The organism is Sphingomonas sp. S-NIH.Pt3_0716 (assembly GCF_003950715.1).
GTDB lineage: Bacteria > Pseudomonadota > Alphaproteobacteria > Sphingomonadales > Sphingomonadaceae > Sphingobium > Sphingobium yanoikuyae_A.
Genome location: NZ_QLJK01000007.1, coordinates 80,735 through 99,918, shown reverse-complemented (window position 1 = coordinate 99,918; position 19,184 = coordinate 80,735). Strand labels below are relative to the sequence as shown.

The following is a 19,184-nucleotide window of genomic DNA, read 5'->3' as shown; positions in this document are numbered from 1 at the left end:
ATCAGGCCGTCTGTGGCGGGACTTCGAACTTGTCGATCACCCATTCCTCGGCCTGCGCCTCGCCGATCCATTCCTGCATCCAGGGATGGGCGATGATCGCGCGCATATAGGCTTCGGCAAAGCGGGCGACCGGCAGCTGATAGGTGATGAAGCGGGTAACGACCGGCGCGAACATCAGGTCGACGGCGCCGAACTCGCCAAACAGGAAGTCGCCCTCGCCACCATAGCGGGCGCGGGCCTGGGCCCAGAGCTGCATGATCCGGCTGATGTCATGGGCGACGGCCTCCGACGGCGGGACCGGATCATAGATCTGGCGGATGTTCATGCTGTGCTCGCGGCGGAGCGCAGCGAAGCTGCTGTGCATTTCGGCCGCCATCGAGCGGGCCATGGCGCGGGCGCCCGGATCGGTCGGCCAGAACTGGTCGCCTCCGGCCTTTTCATTGAGATATTCGACGATGGCCAGGCTGTCCCACACGACGATGTCGTCGCCATCCCACAGGATCGGCACCTTGCCGGAGGAGGGGGCGAACTCATCGCCCTCGCGACGCTTTTCCCATTCCTCGTCATAGAGGGGGACCACCACTTCCTCGAACGGAAGGCCGGAGAGCTTGCACGCCAGCCAGCCGCGCAGCGACCAGCTCGAATAGGCCTTGTTGCCAATGAACAGCTTCATCATGGGCATGTCTTAGCCGGGCGGGCTTCGATAAGTCGAGAGCCGATAGAGAGGGCTTTCCACTTCGCGTCGAAACGCCTAAGGGGCGGCCATCCCCGGGGGGCCGCTCATGCGCGGCTGAGAGGTGGTCAGCAGACCACGACCCGCTGAACCTGATCCGGCTGATACCGGCGTAGGGAGGGCAAGGCGGCAGGTCCGTCGTCCCTCCTGTGGAGTGGACGTGAGATGAAGACTGCCCGATTACCCCATGTTGGAAGCGCCTGCCTGACGCTGGCCCTGTTGATGATTGCATCGCCCGCGATGGCGGAGGATGAGCTGGACCAGTCGACCAATATTCAGGTCGTCGGCCATCCCGACCCCGAAGGCCTGTTGCCCGACCAGAGCGCGCCCAAGGCGGTCAGCGCGATCTCCACCGACTTCATCATCAAGCAGGCGCCGACGCTCAACGCGTTCCAGCTGGTCAACCTGCTGCCCGGCGCCAATGTCTCGTCCAGCGACCCCTATGGCCTGTCGGCGTCCTCCAGCCTGACGCTGCGCGGCCTGGGCCAGGACCAGATCGGCGTATTGATGGAAGGCGCGCCGCAGAACGACATCGGCTATTATTATGCCTATCCCTCGCAATTTGCCGATGCGGAGAATGTGCGGCAGGTGATGCTGGCGCAGGGCGCGGCAGACATTGACTCGCCCGTGGTCGCGGCCGCCGGTGGCCTGTTGTCGCTGACGCTGGATGATCCCAGGGCGGAGGCGGGCGGCCTCGTCAACCTGTCGGTCGGTTCCTATGACGAGCGGCGCGTCTTTGCGCGGATCGACACGGGACGGATCGGATCGACCGGGCTGAAGGCCTTCATTTCCTATTCCAACAACCGTGCCGACAACTGGCGCGGGGCGGGCCATGATCAGCGCCAGCATATCGATGCCAAGCTGCTGAACGAATGGGGCGATGGCAACCGGGCGAGCATCGCCTTTTCCTTCAACGACGCCAAGACATCGACCTATCCCAGCCCCAGCAAGACGGATTGGGAAGCCTCTGGCCGCGGCTATAATTTCGACGAGACCTATAGCGAGGGGAACACCAACTACTGGCGCCTCTATCGCGCGCCGTTCCGCAATTTCTATGTCGCGGCGCCCGTCCACCTGAAGCTGAGTGACACGCTGAGCTTCGACAGCAGCGCCTATCTGCAGATGGGGCATGGCAATTCGCCCTATGGCACGCAGCTCGCCACCACCGGCAATTATCTGGGCACCGAGGAACTGACCCAGCCGATCGACCTGCCCGGTGCGGTCGATGGCGTCGCAACGGTGCTGGGCAACTGGACCGGCAAGCAGTTCCGCGTCGGCGACGTCAGCAAGCTGACGCTGCAGGCCGGCGCGCATCGGATCGTGGCTGGCCTCTGGTTCGACTATGGCACCGACCGGGTGACGCAATCCTATACGTCGATCGATGCCGATGGCCGGCCGGTCGACCAGTGGGGCTATCAGGACAAGGCGATCCGCACCGCCGACGGGCGGCTGCTCGCCTATGAAAATCAGCGCACGGAGACGGTCACCAAGGGCTTCTTCCTGGCTGACAGCATCGCGGTGACGCCCAAGCTGGGCATCGACATTGGTTTCAAGGGCGTCAACCTGCTGCGCAACGGCCGCAATTATCTGCCCGGCCCGCAATCGACGGTGCGGATCGACAGCTTTGCCGCGCTACCGCGGGCGGCGATCCATTATCAGCTGGACGACCGGCAGCAGCTGTTCGCCAACATCACCACCAATTTCCGCACGCCCAACGAGTTCGCGCTCTACAACAGCTATTATGGCGGAGAACTGGTGAGCCAGGGCACCGACGGCCTGAAGAACGAATATTCGATCTCGCAGGAACTGGGCTATCGCTATATCGGCCCCAGCCTGTCCTTCTCGCTGACCGGTTTCCATTATCATTTCCGCAACCGCCAGGTGGCGACGGTGATCGACAGCGGCGGCGCGCTGGTCAATTCGACCATCAACGCCGGCAGCCAGAGCAGCTATGGCCTGGATGGCGAGATCGACTATCGCCCGGCCAAGGGGATGAGCATCTATGCCTCGGCCGAATATCTGCACACGCGGCTGAACGACGATCTGGCGATCAACGGCGATTATCTGCCGACCAGGGGCAAGCGGGCGGTATCGGCCCCCAGCTTCCAGTTCGCGCTGGGCAGCACCTATGATGATGGCCGGCTGTTCGGCAGCAGCGCGCTCAAATATGTCGGCCGCCAATATGCGACCTTCATGAATGACGAGAGCATCAAGGGCTATGCCACGCTGGACCTGTCGGTCGGCGTGCATCTGGCCGGGCTGATCGACGCGCAGGTGATGGACCTGCGCATCAACGCGATCAACGTGACCAATCCGCGCGTCCTGTCGGGCGTCTATGCGATCAGCACCAACGCGCAGGACACGGTCGGGCGCAACGGCACGCTGATCGCCGGTTCGGCGCCGACCTATCATGTCGGCAGCGGGCGCGCCGTGGTGGCGACGCTGTCGCGCGCCTTCTGACGATGAGCGCCGCCGCCCCGCATCTGGTCCATGGCATGGGGCTGGCGCTGGAGGCGCCGGCCTGGCCGGCGATCACGGTGGACGAGGCGGCGGCGGTGCTGGCCCATTTTCCCGACGCTGGCCGGCTGGCGGCGCTGGCCTGGCATTCGCCGCGCCCCTTTTCGGCGGCGGCGCTGGTCGAGACGGATCGCGGCCCGCTGTTCCTGAAGCGGCATCACCAGCGCTTGCGGACGCCGGCGGCGCTGGCCGAGGAGCATGGCTATATGGCGCATCTGCGCGGTGCCGGACTGGCGGTGCCCGATGTGCTGCGCGCCGCCGATGGCGCCGGCGCGATGGCGCTGGGCGAATGGAGTTACGAACTGCATCGCCAGGCGCCGGGTATCGATCTCTATCGCGATCGCCAGTCCTGGACGCCCTTCCTGTCGCCCGATCACGCCTTTGCGGCCGGCGTCGCGCTGGCGCAACTGCATCGGGCGGCGGCCGGTTTCGCCGCGCCGGCACGCGGGCGGCATCCGCTGGTGTCGAGCTTCACCATATTGCCTGCCGTTGATCCACTGGCCGCAGCGGACGCCTATGTCGCGGCGCGGCCGGCGGTGGCGGCCTTCCTGGCGGACATGCCCTGGCGGTCGGAACTGGCGCGGCTGTTGGCGGCATTGGGGGAGGGGCTGGCGCCGCGGCTCGCAGAGCAGCCTGCGCTCTGGACCCATAATGACTGGCACCCCTCCAACCTGCTCTGGTCGGCGGAAGGCGCGGTCAGCAGCATCTTCGATTTCGGCCTGTCGACCCGCAGCTGCGCCCTGCATGACCTGGCCACCGCGATCGAACGGACGGCGATTCCCTGGCTGGCGCTGGAGCAGGGGCGACTGGCTGAGCCGGCGGATATGGATGGGGCACTGGCCTTGCTGGCGGGCTATCGCAGCGTCCTGCCGCTGGGGCCTGGCGAGATCGATACGCTGCTGCGCCTGCTGCCGCTGGTCCATGTCGAGTTCGCCCTGACCGAGATCGACTATTTCTTCGGCATATTGGCCGATCGCGAAGGGGCCATGCTGGCCTGGCAAGCCTATCTGGTGGGCCATGCCGACTGGTTCCTGTCTGGCGAGGGGCAGGACTTTCTGGCGCGACTCCGTGAGGGGGTGGCGGCCTGATGTCGATGCTGGAGATCGTCGCTGTCATCATCAGCTTCCTCGGCATCTGGCTGACGGCGCGGCGGCATTTGCTGTGCTGGCCGATCAACCTGATGGCCTGCGCCCTGTATGCCAAGCTGTTCCTGGACGTGCGCCTCTATGCCGACATGGTGCTGCAGGGGCTGTTCGGCATCGCCATCATCTATGGCTGGATCGGCTGGGCGCGGGGCAAGCGGGACGAGGGCGAGGTAAGGGTGGTGCCGCTGCCACCGATGCGGGCCGCCAAGGGGCTGGCGCTGGGCGCACTCTGTGCCGGCGCGATCGGCTGGTTCACCCATCATTATACCGATGCGGCGCTGCCCTGGATGGATTCGGCGCTGAGCAGTTTCAGCCTGGTCGCCCAATATTGGACGGCGCGGCGCCATGCGGCGAGCTGGCTGCTGTGGATCGCGGTCGACATTTTCTATGTCGGCATGTTCATGTTCAAGGGATTGTGGCTGACGGCCGGCCTTTATGCCGCGATGATCGGACTGGCAGTATTGGGCTATTGGCGTTGGCGGCAGGCGATGCGTCGCAACACAGCCTGAGCAGGGCTGGTGCCTTGAGTCGGCAGGGATCGGATCTATCTGGAAAATGGAGGCCCGAGCCGGAATCGAACCGGCGTGCAAGGATTTGCAGTCCTCTGCGTCACCACTCCGCCATCGGGCCTTCCGTGCGGTGGAGGCGGCAAATGTCCGCCTTTGATCGCAAAGTCAAGCGCGGGAAGGCGAACAATCCCAAGAATCTCGCTCTCCATCGTGGAAAGCCGCTTGGCGCGGGGGAAATGCTGATTTAGAGGTCCGGTAATCCCCTAAGTGTATTGCATTGCCAATACAGTTGTGCCAAGCGAGGAACTATCGTGACCGAGCAGAACTTTTCTTCGATGCGGACCGCCATGGTCGAGAGCCAGCTGCGCACCAGCGCCGTGGACGATCAGCGCGTGATCGCCGTGATGGCGAAGGTGCCGCGCGAGGACTATGTCCCCGCCGAGCGTCGGGCCATGACCTATGTCGATCGCCCGATCCCGCTGGACGGCGACCGTGCGCTGAACCCGCCGCTGGTCACTGGCCGTCTGCTCAAGGAAGCCGATGTCCAGGCCGGCGAGAAGGTGCTGCTGATCGGCGCCGCGACCGGTTACAGCGCGGCGCTGCTCGCCGAGCTGGGTGCGCAGGTGACGGCAGTGGAGGTCGAGGGTGGTGCGGAGATCGCAGTGCCCGGCGTGACCGTGGTGCGCGGCCCGCTGGCCGCCGGCGCATCGGCCGGTGCGCCCTATGATGTTCTTTTCATTGACGGCGCGGTGGAGGAAGTCCCCGCTGCGCTCGTCCAGCAGCTAGTCGATGGGGGACGGGTGGTGACGGGCGTCGTCGAACGCGGTGTCGCTCGCCTGTGCAGCGGCCGCGCGGTGGCGGGCGTGCTGGGTCTCGCCAGCCTTACCGACATGGAAATGGTCGTGCTTCCCGGTTTCGCCGCGCCGGAGCAGTTCGTTTTTTGAGACAGGATAGATGACAGCAAAGCGTATGACCCTTCGGCGCCAAGCCGCTACAGCCTTGCTGTTGCTATCCTCCTCCATGGCAGGGGTGGCGCATGCCGAAACCCTGCAGGGCGCGCTGGCCAAGGCCTATCGCACCAACCCGACCCTGACCGGCGCACGCGCCGGTCAGCGGGCGACGGACGAGAATGTCCCGATCCAGAAGGCAGCGGGGCGGCCCACGGCCAATTCGCAGCTCCAGTTCCAGGAACTGGTCATCCGCCCGTCGAACAGCTTCCTGGCGCCGCATCGGTCCGCCAGCGCCAGCGGCAGCATCGATGTGCCCATCTATTCCGGCGGCACCGTGCGCAACAGCGTGAAGGCGGCGGAAACGCGCGTCGAATCGGGCCAGGCGAATCTGCGCGGGACCGAGGCGAGCGTGTTCTCGCAGACGGTCGCCGCCTATATGGATGTGATCCGCGATATCGCGCTGGTGTCGCTCAATGCCGCGAATGTGAAGGTGCTGGAGGTCAATCTCCAGGCGACCAACGACCGGTTCGAGGTCGGCGATGTCACTCGCACCGACGTCGCCCAGTCCGAATCGCGTCTGGAACTGGCCCGCTCCGACCTGCAGCGCGCCGAATCCAACCTGATCACCAGCCGCGAAAATTATATCGCGATGGTCGGCGAGGCGCCGGTCGATCTGGAATCGCCGCCCGCTCTGCCGGGCCTGCCGGCCGATCCCGACAGCGCCGTGCGCGTCGCGCTGGCCGATAATCCCGATATCCTGGCTGCGCAGAAGTCGCGTGAGGCGGCGCGTTATGACGTGAAGGCGGCCAAGGGCGCCACGCTGCCGACCCTGAGCGGTTTCAGCCAGGGCAGCTATACCGACTATATGGACAAGGACATTGCGGCCAACAAGCAGGCGGCCGTCGGTGCGACCCTGACCATTCCCTTCTACCAGGGCGGTCGCCCGGCCGCACAGGTGCGCCAGAACCAGGCGCTCGAGTCGCAGGCGATCGAGCGGCAGATCGAGGTCGAGCGCGGCGTGATCTCGCAGGCGCGTGCCGCCTATGCCGCGTTGCAGGCGTCGCTGCGCACGATCCAGTCGAGCCAGAAGGCGGTCGATGCCGCCGAACTGTCGCTGGAAGGTGTGCGGGCGGAAAACTCGGTCGGCAGCCGCACCATCCTCGACATCCTCAATGCCGAGCAGGAATCGCTCAACGCCAAGGTCGAACTGGTGACCGCGCGCCGCAATGCCTATGTCGCCGGCTTCACCCTGCTGGCCGCGATGGGCCATGCCGAGGCTGACGATCTGGGCCTGGAAAGCGGCACCCTCTATGACCCGATGGTCAATTATGACCGGGTCGAGGGCAAGTGGTTCGACTGGGACTATGACGGCAAGCCCCAGGCGGTTTCGACACGTACCGTTGACACGCCGGCTCAAAACGCCAAAGTCGATGCCGCGCAGCCTTAACCGCTTGTTAACCTGAACAGGTAATCTTGGCGGAATAGGTGCGGAATGAAATTTGGACGGGAATTATCCATGGGTGACATGACCAAGGAACCCTCGATGGAAGAGATACTCTCGTCCATCAAGCGGATCATCGCCGAAGAGGGCGAGGACGCCGTTCAGGCCGCGCCGCAGCGCCGCCAGAAGACCCCGATCGACCTGAGCGCCGCGTCCCATGCGGTGATGTCGGCTGAGGTCGAGGAAGTGCTGGAACTGACCGACGAGATTCCGGTGGAGGAAGTGATGCCCGCGCCCAAGTCGACCCGCGCCGTGAAGGCCGTGGCCCCGTCCGAATCGGACGGCGACTCGATCCTGTCGGTGGAAAGTGAAGTGGCCGCGCGTCATTCGCTCTCGGCCCTGTCCACCATGCTGGTCAGCCCGCGCGAGGGCGAGGACAATACGCTGGAGGCTCTGGTTCGCTCGATGCTGCGGCCGATGCTTAAGGAATGGCTCGACGCGCGCCTGCCCGCGCTGGTCGAGGACATGGTCGCCAAGGAAATCTCCCGCATCACCGGCCGCTGAGGCCGACAGGCCGGCGATCGCGCGCCGGCCTCTTGCCGGGGGCGTAAGGCACGCCTAGACCACGGATCATCTCATCGACGCGCCCGGCCGTGCATCGCATGCGCCGGCACGCCGTGTTTTCGATCCGAGGGTGATTTTTCCATGAAACATATCCTGCTTGCCGGCCTTGGCGCACTGGCCCTGTCGCCGATGCTGTCGTCTGCGCTGGTGGCGCCGGCGGCTGCCCGTCCCTTCACGCCCAATGACATGGTGTCGCTGGACCGGGTGTCGTCGCCGACGGTGTCGCCGGACGGCAAGTGGATGGCCTATCAACTGCGCAGCACGGATCTCGCCAATAATCGCGGCCGCACCGACCTGTATCTGCTGGCGATCGACAAGGCGGGGCAGGCGCCCCGGCTGATCGCGTCGGTGCCCGACAAGAATGAGGCATCGCCGGTCTTTTCGGCTGATGGCAGCGCGCTTTATTATGTCTCCAACGCCAGCGGCGACGATCAGCTGTGGCGCGCGCCGATCGCGGGTGGTCAGCCGGTGCAGATCAGCAAGGCGCCCGGCGGCATTTCCGGTTTCCTGCTGAACCCCCAGGGTGACAAGGTGGCGCTGTGGGCCGACCGGCCGGTCGGTGCGCGCACGATCGACGATGTGAAGGCGCCGACTCCGCCGAGCGCGGGCAGTGGCCGGGTCTATGACCAGCTGTTCGTGCGCCACTGGGATACGTGGAGCGACGGCCAGCGTTCGCAGATTTTCGTCATGCCGGTCGCGGGCGGCAAGGCGGTGTCGGTGATGGGCGGTCTGGTCGGCGACAGCCCGTCCAAGCCGTTCGGCGGAGCGGAGGAACTGGCCTGGAGCGCGGATGGCAAGACGCTGTTCTTCACCCTGCGCGAGGCCGGGCGGATCGAGCCGCTGTCGACCAACCTCGACATCTTCAGCGTGCCGGCCGACGGCAGCGCCAAGCCGGTCAACCTGACCGACGCCAATGATGCGACCGACACGATGCCCGTGGTGTCGTCCGATGGCAAGTGGCTGGCCTATGCCGCGATGAAGCGGCCCGGTTATGAGGCTGATCGGCTGGTCCTGATGCTGCGCAACATCGCCACCGGCGAGACGCGCGCGCTGACGCAGGGCTGGGATCGCTCGATCGGCTCGATCGCCTGGGAAGCCAATGGCAAGGGGCTGCTGGTCACCGCCAATGACGTGCTCGACAATCCGGTGTTCCGGGTCGATGCCGCATCGGGCAAGGTGACGCGCCTCACCGAAAAGGGCCATGCCGGTAGCGTCGTGCCGCTGCCCGATGGCGGTTTCGTCTATGCGCTGGACAGCATCCAGTCGCCGGCCGATTTCTGGAAGATGCCGGCGAAAGGCAAGCCGGTGCGCCTGACGAATGTCAACGCGCAAAAGCTGGCCGGGGTGGATGACGTGTCGGTCCAGCGCTTCAGCTTCAAGGGTGCCAATGGCGACACGGTCTGGGGACAGATCGTCAAGCCCATGGCTGCCAAGGGCAAGCTGCCGGTCGCCTTCCTGGTGCATGGTGGGCCGCAGGGCAGCTTCAACGACAGCTGGTCCTATCGCTGGAACCCCAAGGCGTTCGCCGCCCATGGCTATGCTGCGGTGATCGTCGATTTCCATGGTTCGACCGGTTATGGCCAGGCCTTCACCGATGCGATCAACAAGGACTGGGGTGGCAAGCCGCTGGAAGATCTGAAGCTGGGCCTCGCGGCCGCTGCGGCGAAGGATGCCAATGTCGATGCCAAGAACGCTTGCGCGCTCGGCGCCAGCTATGGCGGCTATATGATGAACTGGATCGAAGGACAGTGGGCCGACGGCTTCAAGTGCATCGTCCAGCATGACGGCGTGTTCGACGCCCGCGCCATGGCTTATGAGACCGAGGAACTGTGGTTCGACGAATGGGAGCATGGCGGCCCCTATTATGAGAAGCCCGAAGAGTTCGAGAAATGGAACCCGGTCAATCATGTCGCCCAGTGGAAGACGCCGATGCTGGTCGTGACCGGCGAGAAGGATTTCCGCATTCCCTACACCCAGGGGCTGGCTGCCTTCACCGCGTTGCAGCGGCGCGAGATCCCGTCGCGCCTGGTCGTCTTCCCGGACGAGAATCACTGGGTGCTGAAGCCCAAGAACTCGCTGCAATGGTATGATGAGGCGCTGGGCTGGCTGGACCAGTGGACCGGCGCGACCAAGGGGAAATGAGCCTTTAAGGGCCTGGCCCGGCCTGCTATATTGGCCCCATGGCAAAGATGAAGGTCGATATCGTCGATGGTCCCATCGACCTCGGCAAGCCGGGCAAGCCCAGATACCGGACCGTCCACAAGGACGGCAAGGCCGTGAAGCTGCGGGTGGTCGATGCCGACAGCCCGCAGTTCGAGGCCGAATTCCTCGCCTCCTTCCGCGCCAGCGTTCGCAAGGCGCGGGAAGAGAATAAGGCGATCAGGGACAAGATTTGATCGGCAAGGGCCATGCGCGGCCGCGCCTGTGGATCGTCGCGGGCCCCAATGGCTGTGGCAAAAGCTCGGCCTATGGTCGCAGCGACGTGGCCGAATTTGATGGTTCGGTCTGGATCATCAATCCCGACCTGCTGACCGCCCGGTTGCGGGAAAGTGAGGGGCTGGCGCAGGACGCCGCCAATCTGGCGGCCGTGCAGCGGATCGAGGCCTGGCTGGATGCGTCGATCGACGTGCATCAGACCATCGGCGTGGAGACCGTGCTGTCCAGTCCCAAATATCGGCGATTGGTGGAGAAGGCGCGGGCGCGCGGCTTCGAGATACGGCTGATCTATGTCTATCTGGATTCGGTGGAGCGCCAGCTGGAGCGGATCGCCTATCGCGTGGCGAAGGGCGGGCATGATGTGCCGGCCGACAAGGTGGCGGCGCGGCGCATAAGATCCTTTGCGCAACTGCGCTGGTTCTTCGACCAGGCGGATCGGGCCTGGGTGTTCGACAATAGCCTGAGCGAACCGCAACTGGTCGCCCGAAAGGGGGATGGTAGCATCACGATCCGCGCTGGCCTGCCGTCCGAAGTCATGGATAGCCTGATCTGACGCGCGCCATGCCTTGCGTGTCGTGCGGCAGGCGTTAAAGCGCGATCATGACCGAACTGCCCAAAACCTTTGACCCCGCCGCCATCGAGACCCGCTGGTACCAGCATTGGGAGGCCAATGGCCTGTTCCGTCCGGACCGTCCGGGCGCGGAACCCTTCACCATCGTCAATCCGCCGCCGAACGTGACCGGCAGCCTGCATGTCGGCCATGCGCTCGACAATACGCTGCAGGACATCGTCGTGCGCTATGAGCGGCTGCGCGGCAAGGATGCTTTGTGGGTAGTCGGCACCGACCATGCCGGCATCGCGACCCAGATGGTGGTCGAGCGGCAGCTGAACGCGGCCGGGCAGAAGCGCACCGATTTCAGCCGCGACGATTTCGTCGCCAAGGTGTGGGAATGGAAGGCGGAAAGCGGCGGCGCGATCACCAGCCAGCTGCGCCGCCTGGGCTGTTCGATGGACTGGGCCAATGAACGCTTCACCATGGACGAGGGCTTTTCCAAGGCCGTCATCAAGGTGTTCGTGGAACTGCACCAGCGCGGCCTGCTCTATCGCGACAAGCGTCTGGTCAACTGGGACCCGCATTTCCGCTCGGCCATTTCCGACCTGGAGGTCGAGACCAAGGAAACGCAAGGCGGCTTCTGGCGCTTCCGCTATCCGCTGGCCGACGGCGTGACCCTGGCCGATGGCAGCGACCATATCGTCGTCGCCACCACCCGCCCGGAAACCATGCTGGCTGACATGGCGATCGCCGTGCATCCCGAGGATGCCCGCTATCAGGCGGTTATCGGCAAGGAGATTCTCCAGCCGATCACCGGCCGCCGTTTCAAGATCGTTGCCGACGAACATGCCGATCCGGAACTGGGTTCGGGCGCGGTCAAGATCACGCCGGGCCATGACTTCAACGATTTCGAGGTCGGCAAGCGCGCGGGCATGAAGGCCGCGGACATGCTCAACATGTTCGATGCTGACGCCAATGTCGTGCAGACCGCCGACGGCCTGATCCCCGATCGCTTCCTGGGGCTGCACCGCTTCAAGAAGGACGGCGTGGACGGCGCGCGCGAGATCGTCGTCGCCGAGATGAAGGCGCTGGGCCTGCTGGTGCCGCATGTCACGAAGAACAAGGAAGGTGAGGAGGTCGCCGCCGATTTCGAGCCGCGCACGATCCAGACCCCCTATGGCGACCGTTCTGGCGTGGTGATCGAGCCCTGGCTGACCGATCAATGGTATGTCGACGCCGGCAAGCTGGCGGTGGCGCCGATGCAGGCAGTGCGCGACGGCCGGATCGAAATCGTCCCCAAGAGCTGGGAAAAGACCTTCTTCAACTGGATGGAGAATATCCAGCCCTGGTGCGTGTCGCGCCAGCTCTGGTGGGGCCACCAGATCCCGGCCTGGTTCGATGACGAAGGCAATGCCTATGTCGCCGAAACCGAGGAAGAGGCGCAGTCGCAGGCCGGCAACAAGAGGCTGGTCCGCGATCCCGATGTCCTCGACACCTGGTTCTCGTCCGCCTTGTGGCCGTTCGGCACGCTGGGCTGGCCGGAACAGAGCGAGACGCTCAGCCGCCATTATCCCAATGACCTGCTGATCTCTGGCTTCGACATCCTGTTCTTCTGGGATGCGCGCATGGCGATGCAGGGCATGGAATTCATGGGCGATGTGCCGTGGAAGAAGCTCTATCTCCATGGTCTGGTGCGCGCCGCCGACGGCCAGAAAATGTCCAAGTCCAAAGGCAATGTGGTCGATCCGCTGGGCCTGATCGACAAGTTCGGCGCGGATGCGCTGCGCTTCTTCATGGCGGCGATGGAAAGCCAGGGCCGCGACGTGAAGATGGATGAGAAGCGGGTCGAGGGTTATCGCAACTTCGCGACCAAGCTGTGGAACGCGGCGCGCTTCCTGCAGGCCAATGGCGTCACCGCCTCGACCAGCCGCGAAGCGCCGCATGCGACGCTGCCGGTCAACCGCTGGATCATCGCCGAAACGGTGGCGACGGTGCAGGCGATCGACACCGCCATGGCCGAACTGCGCTTCGACGCGGGCGCCAACGCCATCTATCACTTCGTCTGGGACCAGTTCTGTGACTGGTATATCGAACTCACCAAGGGTTCGATGGATGAGGAGACGAAGGCGGTCGCTGGCTGGGCGTTCGACCAGATTCTGGTCATGCTGCACCCCTTCATGCCCTTCATCACCGAAGAGCTGTGGCAGCTGACCGGCGAGCGCGCGCAGGAACTGATCGTGGCCGAGTGGCCGGTCGCCCTCTATGAGGTCGACACCGACGCGCAGGGCGAGATCGACTGGCTGATCCGTCTGGTGAGCGCGATCCGCACCGCGCGGACCGAACTCAACGTGCCGCCGGGCGCCAAGCTGCGCATGGTCGTGCGCGATGCGGCGGACGCAACCCGTGGCCGCCTGGATCGCCAAGGCGCGGCGCTGGCGCGTCTGGGCCGGATCGAGAGTCTGGCCTTTGGCGAGGATGTCGCCGGCGGCGCGGCGCAGATCGTCGTCGACGAGGCGACCTTCATCCTGCCGCTGGAAGGCGTGATCGACATTGCGGCGGAAAAGACCCGCCTCGAAAAGGCGCTGGCAGCGGCGGCCAAGGAACGGGATTCGCTGGGCGGTCGCCTGTCCAACCCGGCCTTTGTCGAGAAGGCCAAGCCCGAGGCCGTGGCCAAGGCGCGCGAGGACCATGCCGAAAAGACCGCCGAGGCGGAAAGGCTGAAGGCGGCACTGGACCGGCTGGGCTGAGCCGCCTAGCCTGCGCCGCAATCGGGGATAAGGGGTAAGGGCGAATGGCAGCAGGGGCACAAGGGGCGCGGGACCTGACACAGGGGCCGATCGCCTCCACCTTGCTGACATTCGCCATCCCGACGCTGGCGTCCAATATCCTCCAGTCGCTGAACGGATCGATCAACGCGATCTGGGTCGGACGCTTCCTGGGGCCGCAGGCGCTCGCCGCGACGGCGAACGCCAATATCATCATGTTCCTGATGTTCTCCGTCGTGTTCGGCTTCGGCATGGCGTCGACGGTGATGATCGCGCAGGCGGTCGGCGCGCGCGACATGGACGCGGCGCGGCGGGCGTTTGGTTCGGCGGTCGGCTTCTGCTTCCTGCTGGCCATGGGCGTGGCGGTGGCGGGCTGGTTCGGTGGGCCGGCGCTGCTCCATCTGCTGGCGACCCCGCCCGAAGCATTTGATATGGCGCTGACCTATTTGCGCGTCATCTTCGTCGCGATGCCGGCCTCGTTGCTGAGCGTCATGATGATGATGGGGCTGCGCGGCACCGGCGACGCGCGCACGCCGCTGATCTTCATGATCCTGTCGGTGGCGATCGACCTGGTGCTCAATCCGGTGCTGATCCTGGGGCTGGGGCCGATCCCGGCCATGGGCATTGGCGGTTCGGCAGCGGCAACGGCGGCGGCCGGCTTCGTCAGCCTGATCGCGCTCGTCATCTATACCTATGCCAAGGATCTGCCGTTGCGGCTTCGCGGCGCGGAGCTTGGCTATCTCAAGCCCGCGATGGACGAGATGCGGGTGTTGTCGACCAAGGGCCTGCCGATGGGCCTGCAGATGATCGTCATGTCGACGTCCGGCCTGGTGATGATCGGCCTGGTCAATCGCGAGGGGTTTCTGGTGACCGCCGCCTATGGCGCGGCGCAGCAGATCTGGACCTATCTGCAGATGCCGGCGATGGCGATGGGCGCGGCGGTCAGCGCCATGGCGGCGCAGAATATCGGCGCGGGTCGGTGGGACCGGATCAGCCGGATCACCGGCTATGGCATATCCTATCTGCTGGCGATCACCGGCGCGATGGTGGTCGTCATCCTGATCTTCCATGAAGCGCTGCTGGCGCTGTTCCTGAGCCATAACCAGGCGGTGATCGATGCGGCCTGGAACATGCAGTTGCTCGCAAGTTGGAGCTTCATGCTGTTCGGCTGCACCATGATCCTGTTCGGGGTGATGCGCGCCAATGGCGTGGTGGTGGCGCCGCTGCTGATCCTGGTCTTCACCCTCTTCGCGGTGCGGCTGGGCTTCTATTATCTCGCCTATCCCCGGATCGGCGCGGATGCGCTGTGGCTGAGCTTCCCGGTGGGATCGGCGGTATCACTGACGCTCGCGGCTCTGGTCTATTGGCAGGGCGGCTGGCGCAAGGCCAAGCTGATGGTGCCGATGCACGAAGAGGAATGCCGCGAGGCGGTGCATAGCGAGACCGAGCCGGCCGGCCGGATTGCGCCGACCGGCTGAGGCCGATACGCCGATCAGCGGCCCTGGTTGCGCCAGCGGGTGATGGTGCGGGTGAGGATGTCGTCCTCGCCGCCGGCCTGGCGCCAGAGCTGGGTGAAGCTGGGATCGCCGGAAGCCGGGCGCCGCGCTTCTTCCAGATTGTCGAGCGCGACGCGGATCGGCACGGCGACACCTTCGCCGCAGATGATGGCCTCGCGGTTGCGCAGGGCTGGGATCGAATCGAGGAAGCCGCGCGCACCTTCGGGCATCGCCGCCTTCACGAAGGCCTGGTCGCGGTCGTTGTTGAGGCGCATCGAGATGATGGTGCCGCACTGCGACAGCACGCCCTCGGCCAGATCCGACGGACGCTGGGTGATAAGGCCCAGCGACACGCCATATTTACGGCCTTCCTTGGCGATCCGCTCCAGGATGCGGCGCACCGCCTGGCCGCCGCCGGCGGTGCTGGCGGGAATGTAGCGATGGGCTTCCTCGCAAACGAGCAGGATCGGCCGTTGCGGTTCGTCGCGTGCCCATAGCGCATAGTCGAACACCAGCCGGGACAGCACCGAGACCACCACCGAGGTGATGTCCGAGGGCATGGAGGACACGTCGATGATCGAGATCGGCTTGCCGCCCGAGGGCAGGCGGAAGACCTTGGCCAGGAAAGCCTGCATCGAATCGGCCACCAGCATGCCGGAGAACATGAAGGAATAGCGCGGGTCGCCCTTGATCTCGTCGACCTTGGACTTGAGGCGCAAATAGGGAAGCGATCCGGTGCCTTTGTCGAGCTTGCCCATCTCGTTCTGCAGGATCGCGGTGAGATCGGACAGGAGATAGGGGACGGGCGAATCCACGGTCAGGCGGCCGATGCTTTCGGCCAGACGGTTCTTCATCCGCGCGGCGAGCAGGCATTTGGCCAGGATGTCGCAATCCTGGGTGCGCTCTGCGCCTTCGGAGGTGACGAACACCTCGCAATGTTCCTCGAAATTCATCAGCCAATAGGGCAGGGCGAGATTGTTCACGTCGAACACTGCGCCATTCTGCTGGAAGGCCGCGCCATATTCGCCATGCGGGTCGATCATGACGATATGGCCCTGGGGCGACAGGTCGCAGATGCGGTGCAGGATCAGCGCCGCGCTGGTCGACTTGCCGGTGCCGGTGGAGCCGAGCAGCGCAAAATGCTTGCCCAGCATCGAATCGACATAGAGCGCGGCGCGCGTGTCCATCGTGGGATAGACAGTACCGATCTGGACATGCGGCCGGTCGTCGGCGGCATAGATTTGCTGCATGTCATAGCTGGACACCGGATAGATGTCGGTGCCGGGCGTGGGATAGCGGGTGACGCCGCGCCGGAAGCCGTAGATGCGGCCGGTCAGCTTTTCCTCATCGCCTTCGCCCAGAAAATCGATATCGGCGATGATCGCCCCGCCATCGCGCCGGTCGAGCATCAGCGACCGGATATTGGCAATCAGCCAGCGTTCGCCGACACGCATCTTCACCTGGCTGCCGACCTGGCCGGCCATGGCGAGGCAGGTGTCGGGATCATGGGCCAGCGCCGCGAGGCTGTTGGGATCGACCAGGATCTTGGAACTCGACCCGGCGATCTGGAACACCATGCCCAGCGCCTGGTGCAGGCCGGCAGACGATGCGGCAGCGCCCGTGTCGTGCGAAAATTGATGTGCGCCCGGCATCTGGGTCATGAGCCTCTATTGTCCCCCGCAGCCGGCACGCGTCCGGCAATCGACCAGATTGCTATCGGGGGGAGGTAAATATTGGATTACCCACGGGCCGAAATGCCCTTTGCGGAGCGGCCCATGGAGAGCGGAAATCCGCGCTGATGCGTCCCATGATCCCGCTTCCGGCTCGCTCCGTCGCGGGGGACGGGGAACAGGAGCCGGTTTCGGGCATTGGAAACCTGCCACAATCAGGATTTTTGCTTGCCCGATATCGTCTTGGCCAATGCGACGCGCCGTTCCGACGCGATCGCGATTGCGCGTGTGATCTGCATTCTGGGTGTCGTCTATGTCCATGCCTGGACCGGACGGAACGGCCAGGATCTGGAATTGCTGCGTGGCTCCCCGCAGGAAGGGTTGCGCTGGGTGCTGATGGAGATTTTCGGCCGTAGCGCGGTGCCGCTGCTGGGCCTGATCTCCGGCTGGCTGGTCGGCGGGTCGGCGCGCACGCGCAACTGGCTCGATCATGTCGGGCGCAAGGCGCGGACGATCCTGCTGCCGATGCTGTTGTGGAATGCGGTGGCGATCCTGCTCGTGTCGGGCGCGGCCTGGCTGCTGGGCCTGTCGGCGCCGGTACCGCAGTCGGGCGGCTGGATCGCCGAGGAATTGTTCATCATCAACCGCAATCCGGACATCAATGTCCAGATGCCGTTCCTGCGCGACCTGTTCCTGTGCATGGTGGCCGCGCCCTTGCTGGTGCGGTTGCCCAACTGGATGCTGATGGCGGTCGCGCTGGCGGCGCTGTCATGCCAGATTGCGGGGCTCGGGCCGCCGGTGCTGATGCGTCCGTCGATCCTCTTCTTCTTCACCATCGGCATATTGGCCCGGCGCGAGGGCTGGGCGGACCGGGCCGCGGCGGTGCCGATGCTGGCAGCTTCATTGCCCTTTGGCCTGCTGATGGGCGCCCAGCTCTATGTCTCGCTCAAGGGCGGGGCGGGGCTGGCGCCGCTGGCCCTGGCGTGCCTCGACATGGCGGTGCGCATGGCCGCATCGCTCTGCTTCTGGCGCTTGGCCTGGGCACTGGCGGAAAGCCCGGCGCGGGGCCTGCTGATGCGGGTCGAGCCCTATGCCTTCTTCCTCTTCTGCGCCCATCTGATCCTGATCTGGCTGGGCGGGCCGCTACTGGGGCAATTGTTTGGTCCGCTCGGATCGCCGCTCTATCCGCTCTATCTGATCGCTCAGCCCTTCCTGGTGCTGGCGGTGGTGATCCTGATCGGCAACCTGATGCAGCGCCTGTCGCCGACCATGGCCGGGCTGATGAGTGGCGGCCGGCTGGCCGCCACCTGAGGCATCAGGCCAGTTCGCGGGCGGCGATCGCCTGCGCCGCTGCCATGGCGATTTCATAGCTGCGCTTGCGCGCCGCCGGATCGAAGATCTGGGCAGCGATGATCACCTCGTCCACGCCGGTGCGATCGATGAAGGCGGCCAGGTCGCGCTCGACATCTGCCTGGGTGCCGATGCTGGAGGCGCTCAGGACATCGGACAGCATCGCCCGCGCCTGCATTGGCAAGCTGTCATAATAGCCTGCCAGCGGCGGTTGCAGCTTGCCGGGCTGGCCGGTGCGCAGCCGCACGAAGGCCTGCTGCATCGAACTGGCGACCAGTTCCGCCTCCGCCGCACTATCGGCGGCGAAGATATTATAGCCGGCCATGGCATAGGGGCGGTCAAGCTGGGCCGAAGGGCGGAAGTCGCGGCGATAGATGGCCAGCGCCTCGTCCAGCGCGGCCGGGGCGAAATGGGAGGCAAAGGCGTAGGGCAGGCCGAGCGCGGCCGCCAGTTGCGCGCCGTAGAGGCTGGATCCGAGAATCCAGAGCGGCACATTGGCGCCTTCGCCCGGCGTGGCCTGAATGCCCAGCCGATCGTCGCCGGCGAAATAGGCCTGGAGTTCGAGCACGTCGCGAGGGAACTGGTCTGCTCCGCCGCTGAGGCTGCGGCGGATGGCCTGCGACACTTTCTGGTCGGAACCGGGCGCGCGGCCCAGGCCCAGGTCGATGCGGCCGGGGAACAGCGCGTCGAGCGTGCCGAACTGTTCGGCAATCAGCAGCGGCGCGTGGTTGGGCAGCATGATGCCGCCAGCGCCGATGCGGATGGACGATGTCGCCTGGCCGATATGGGCGAGCACGACGGCCGTGGCGGCCGATGCGATGCCGGGCATGCCATGATGTTCGGCCACCCAGAGCCGGTGATAGCCCAATGCTTCGACATGGGCGGCCAGATCGGCAGCGTCGGCAAGGGCGGCGGACACGTCGCTGCCTTCGCGGACAGGGACGAGATCAAGGACGGAGAAGCGGGTCATGGCCGCCATATGGGGCCATGGTCAG

15 protein-coding genes, 1 tRNA gene and 1 riboswitch are annotated in these 19,184 nt (G+C 65.2%); of the genes, 12 read left to right on the top strand and 4 right to left on the bottom strand.

What is annotated here, in order from left to right:
• Position 1 precedes the first annotated feature (1 nt).
• Positions 2–676: a glutathione S-transferase family protein gene (locus tag BRX37_RS07430; protein ID WP_083575487.1), complete on the bottom strand. Its 675-nt coding sequence runs from the start codon at positions 674–676 to the stop codon at positions 2–4.
• Between the two features lie 83 nt (positions 677–759).
• A riboswitch (TPP riboswitch) is annotated at positions 760–869 on the top strand.
• Between the two features lie 29 nt (positions 870–898).
• Here BRX37_RS07430 and BRX37_RS07425 point away from each other — a divergent pair.
• From BRX37_RS07425 to pnuC, 3 genes are read left to right on the top strand one after another with little or no spacing between them, the layout of a single operon-like run.
• Positions 899–3,193 (top strand): TonB-dependent receptor, encoded by a 2,295-nt coding sequence (locus BRX37_RS07425; protein ID WP_125986084.1) that lies wholly within the window; start codon positions 899–901, stop codon positions 3,191–3,193.
• Positions 3,194–3,195: 2 nt separating this feature from the next.
• Positions 3,196–4,338, top strand: coding sequence for a phosphotransferase enzyme family protein (locus BRX37_RS07420; RefSeq protein ID WP_125986083.1), 1,143 nt, complete (start codon positions 3,196–3,198; stop codon positions 4,336–4,338).
• The gene (gene pnuC, locus BRX37_RS07415; RefSeq protein ID WP_125986082.1) at positions 4,338–4,904 is read left to right on the top strand and encodes a nicotinamide riboside transporter PnuC; all 567 of its coding nucleotides are present in this window, start codon (positions 4,338–4,340) and stop codon (positions 4,902–4,904) included. Before BRX37_RS07420 ends, pnuC begins: the two co-directional genes overlap by 1 nt.
• Before the next feature lie 47 nt (positions 4,905–4,951).
• Here the strand turns inward: pnuC and BRX37_RS07410 are convergent.
• Positions 4,952–5,025, bottom strand: a tRNA-Cys gene (locus tag BRX37_RS07410).
• Between the two features lie 190 nt (positions 5,026–5,215).
• Between BRX37_RS07410 and BRX37_RS07405 the strand changes: the two genes are divergently transcribed.
• The 8 genes from BRX37_RS07405 (at position 5,216) to BRX37_RS07370 (ending at position 15,151) form a co-directional block, all read left to right on the top strand.
• The gene (locus tag BRX37_RS07405) at positions 5,216–5,848 is read left to right on the top strand and encodes a protein-L-isoaspartate O-methyltransferase family protein (RefSeq protein ID WP_004210712.1); all 633 of its coding nucleotides are present in this window, start codon (positions 5,216–5,218) and stop codon (positions 5,846–5,848) included.
• 10 nt (positions 5,849–5,858) lie between these two features.
• The gene (locus BRX37_RS07400) at positions 5,859–7,301 is read left to right on the top strand and encodes a TolC family outer membrane protein (protein ID WP_063976333.1); all 1,443 of its coding nucleotides are present in this window, start codon (positions 5,859–5,861) and stop codon (positions 7,299–7,301) included.
• A 69-nt stretch (positions 7,302–7,370) separates the two neighbouring features.
• Positions 7,371–7,859 (top strand): DUF2497 domain-containing protein, encoded by a 489-nt coding sequence (locus tag BRX37_RS07395; RefSeq protein WP_004210714.1) that lies wholly within the window; start codon positions 7,371–7,373, stop codon positions 7,857–7,859.
• A gap of 141 nt (positions 7,860–8,000) precedes the next feature.
• Positions 8,001–10,061: an alpha/beta hydrolase family protein gene (locus BRX37_RS07390; protein ID WP_125986081.1), complete on the top strand. Its 2,061-nt coding sequence runs from the start codon at positions 8,001–8,003 to the stop codon at positions 10,059–10,061.
• 38 nt (positions 10,062–10,099) lie between these two features.
• Positions 10,100–10,315 (top strand): hypothetical protein, encoded by a 216-nt coding sequence (locus BRX37_RS07385; RefSeq protein ID WP_004210716.1) that lies wholly within the window; start codon positions 10,100–10,102, stop codon positions 10,313–10,315.
• The gene (locus BRX37_RS07380) at positions 10,312–10,908 is read left to right on the top strand and encodes an ATPase (protein ID WP_125986080.1); all 597 of its coding nucleotides are present in this window, start codon (positions 10,312–10,314) and stop codon (positions 10,906–10,908) included. The genes BRX37_RS07385 and BRX37_RS07380 overlap by 4 nt, the downstream gene beginning before the upstream one ends.
• A gap of 47 nt (positions 10,909–10,955) precedes the next feature.
• A complete protein-coding gene (locus tag BRX37_RS07375; RefSeq protein WP_125986079.1) occupies positions 10,956–13,655 on the top strand; it encodes a valine--tRNA ligase in 2,700 nt (899 codons plus the stop codon).
• 44 nt (positions 13,656–13,699) lie between these two features.
• Positions 13,700–15,151: an MATE family efflux transporter gene (locus BRX37_RS07370; protein WP_099231838.1), complete on the top strand. Its 1,452-nt coding sequence runs from the start codon at positions 13,700–13,702 to the stop codon at positions 15,149–15,151.
• Between the two features lie 14 nt (positions 15,152–15,165).
• On the opposite strand, the gene BRX37_RS07365 is transcribed toward BRX37_RS07370, so the two are convergent.
• Positions 15,166–16,830: an ATP-binding protein gene (locus BRX37_RS07365; protein WP_125986078.1), complete on the bottom strand. Its 1,665-nt coding sequence runs from the start codon at positions 16,828–16,830 to the stop codon at positions 15,166–15,168.
• A gap of 237 nt (positions 16,831–17,067) precedes the next feature.
• Between BRX37_RS07365 and BRX37_RS07360 the strand changes: the two genes are divergently transcribed.
• Positions 17,068–18,150, top strand: coding sequence for an acyltransferase family protein (locus BRX37_RS07360; RefSeq protein WP_125986077.1), 1,083 nt, complete (start codon positions 17,068–17,070; stop codon positions 18,148–18,150).
• 4 nt (positions 18,151–18,154) lie between these two features.
• Here BRX37_RS07360 and BRX37_RS07355 read toward each other — a convergent pair whose 3' ends face one another.
• Complete coding sequence (locus tag BRX37_RS07355) at positions 18,155–19,159, bottom strand: LLM class flavin-dependent oxidoreductase (protein ID WP_026109036.1); 1,005 nt, start codon at positions 19,157–19,159, stop codon at positions 18,155–18,157.
• Positions 19,160–19,184: the final 25 nt, after the last annotated feature.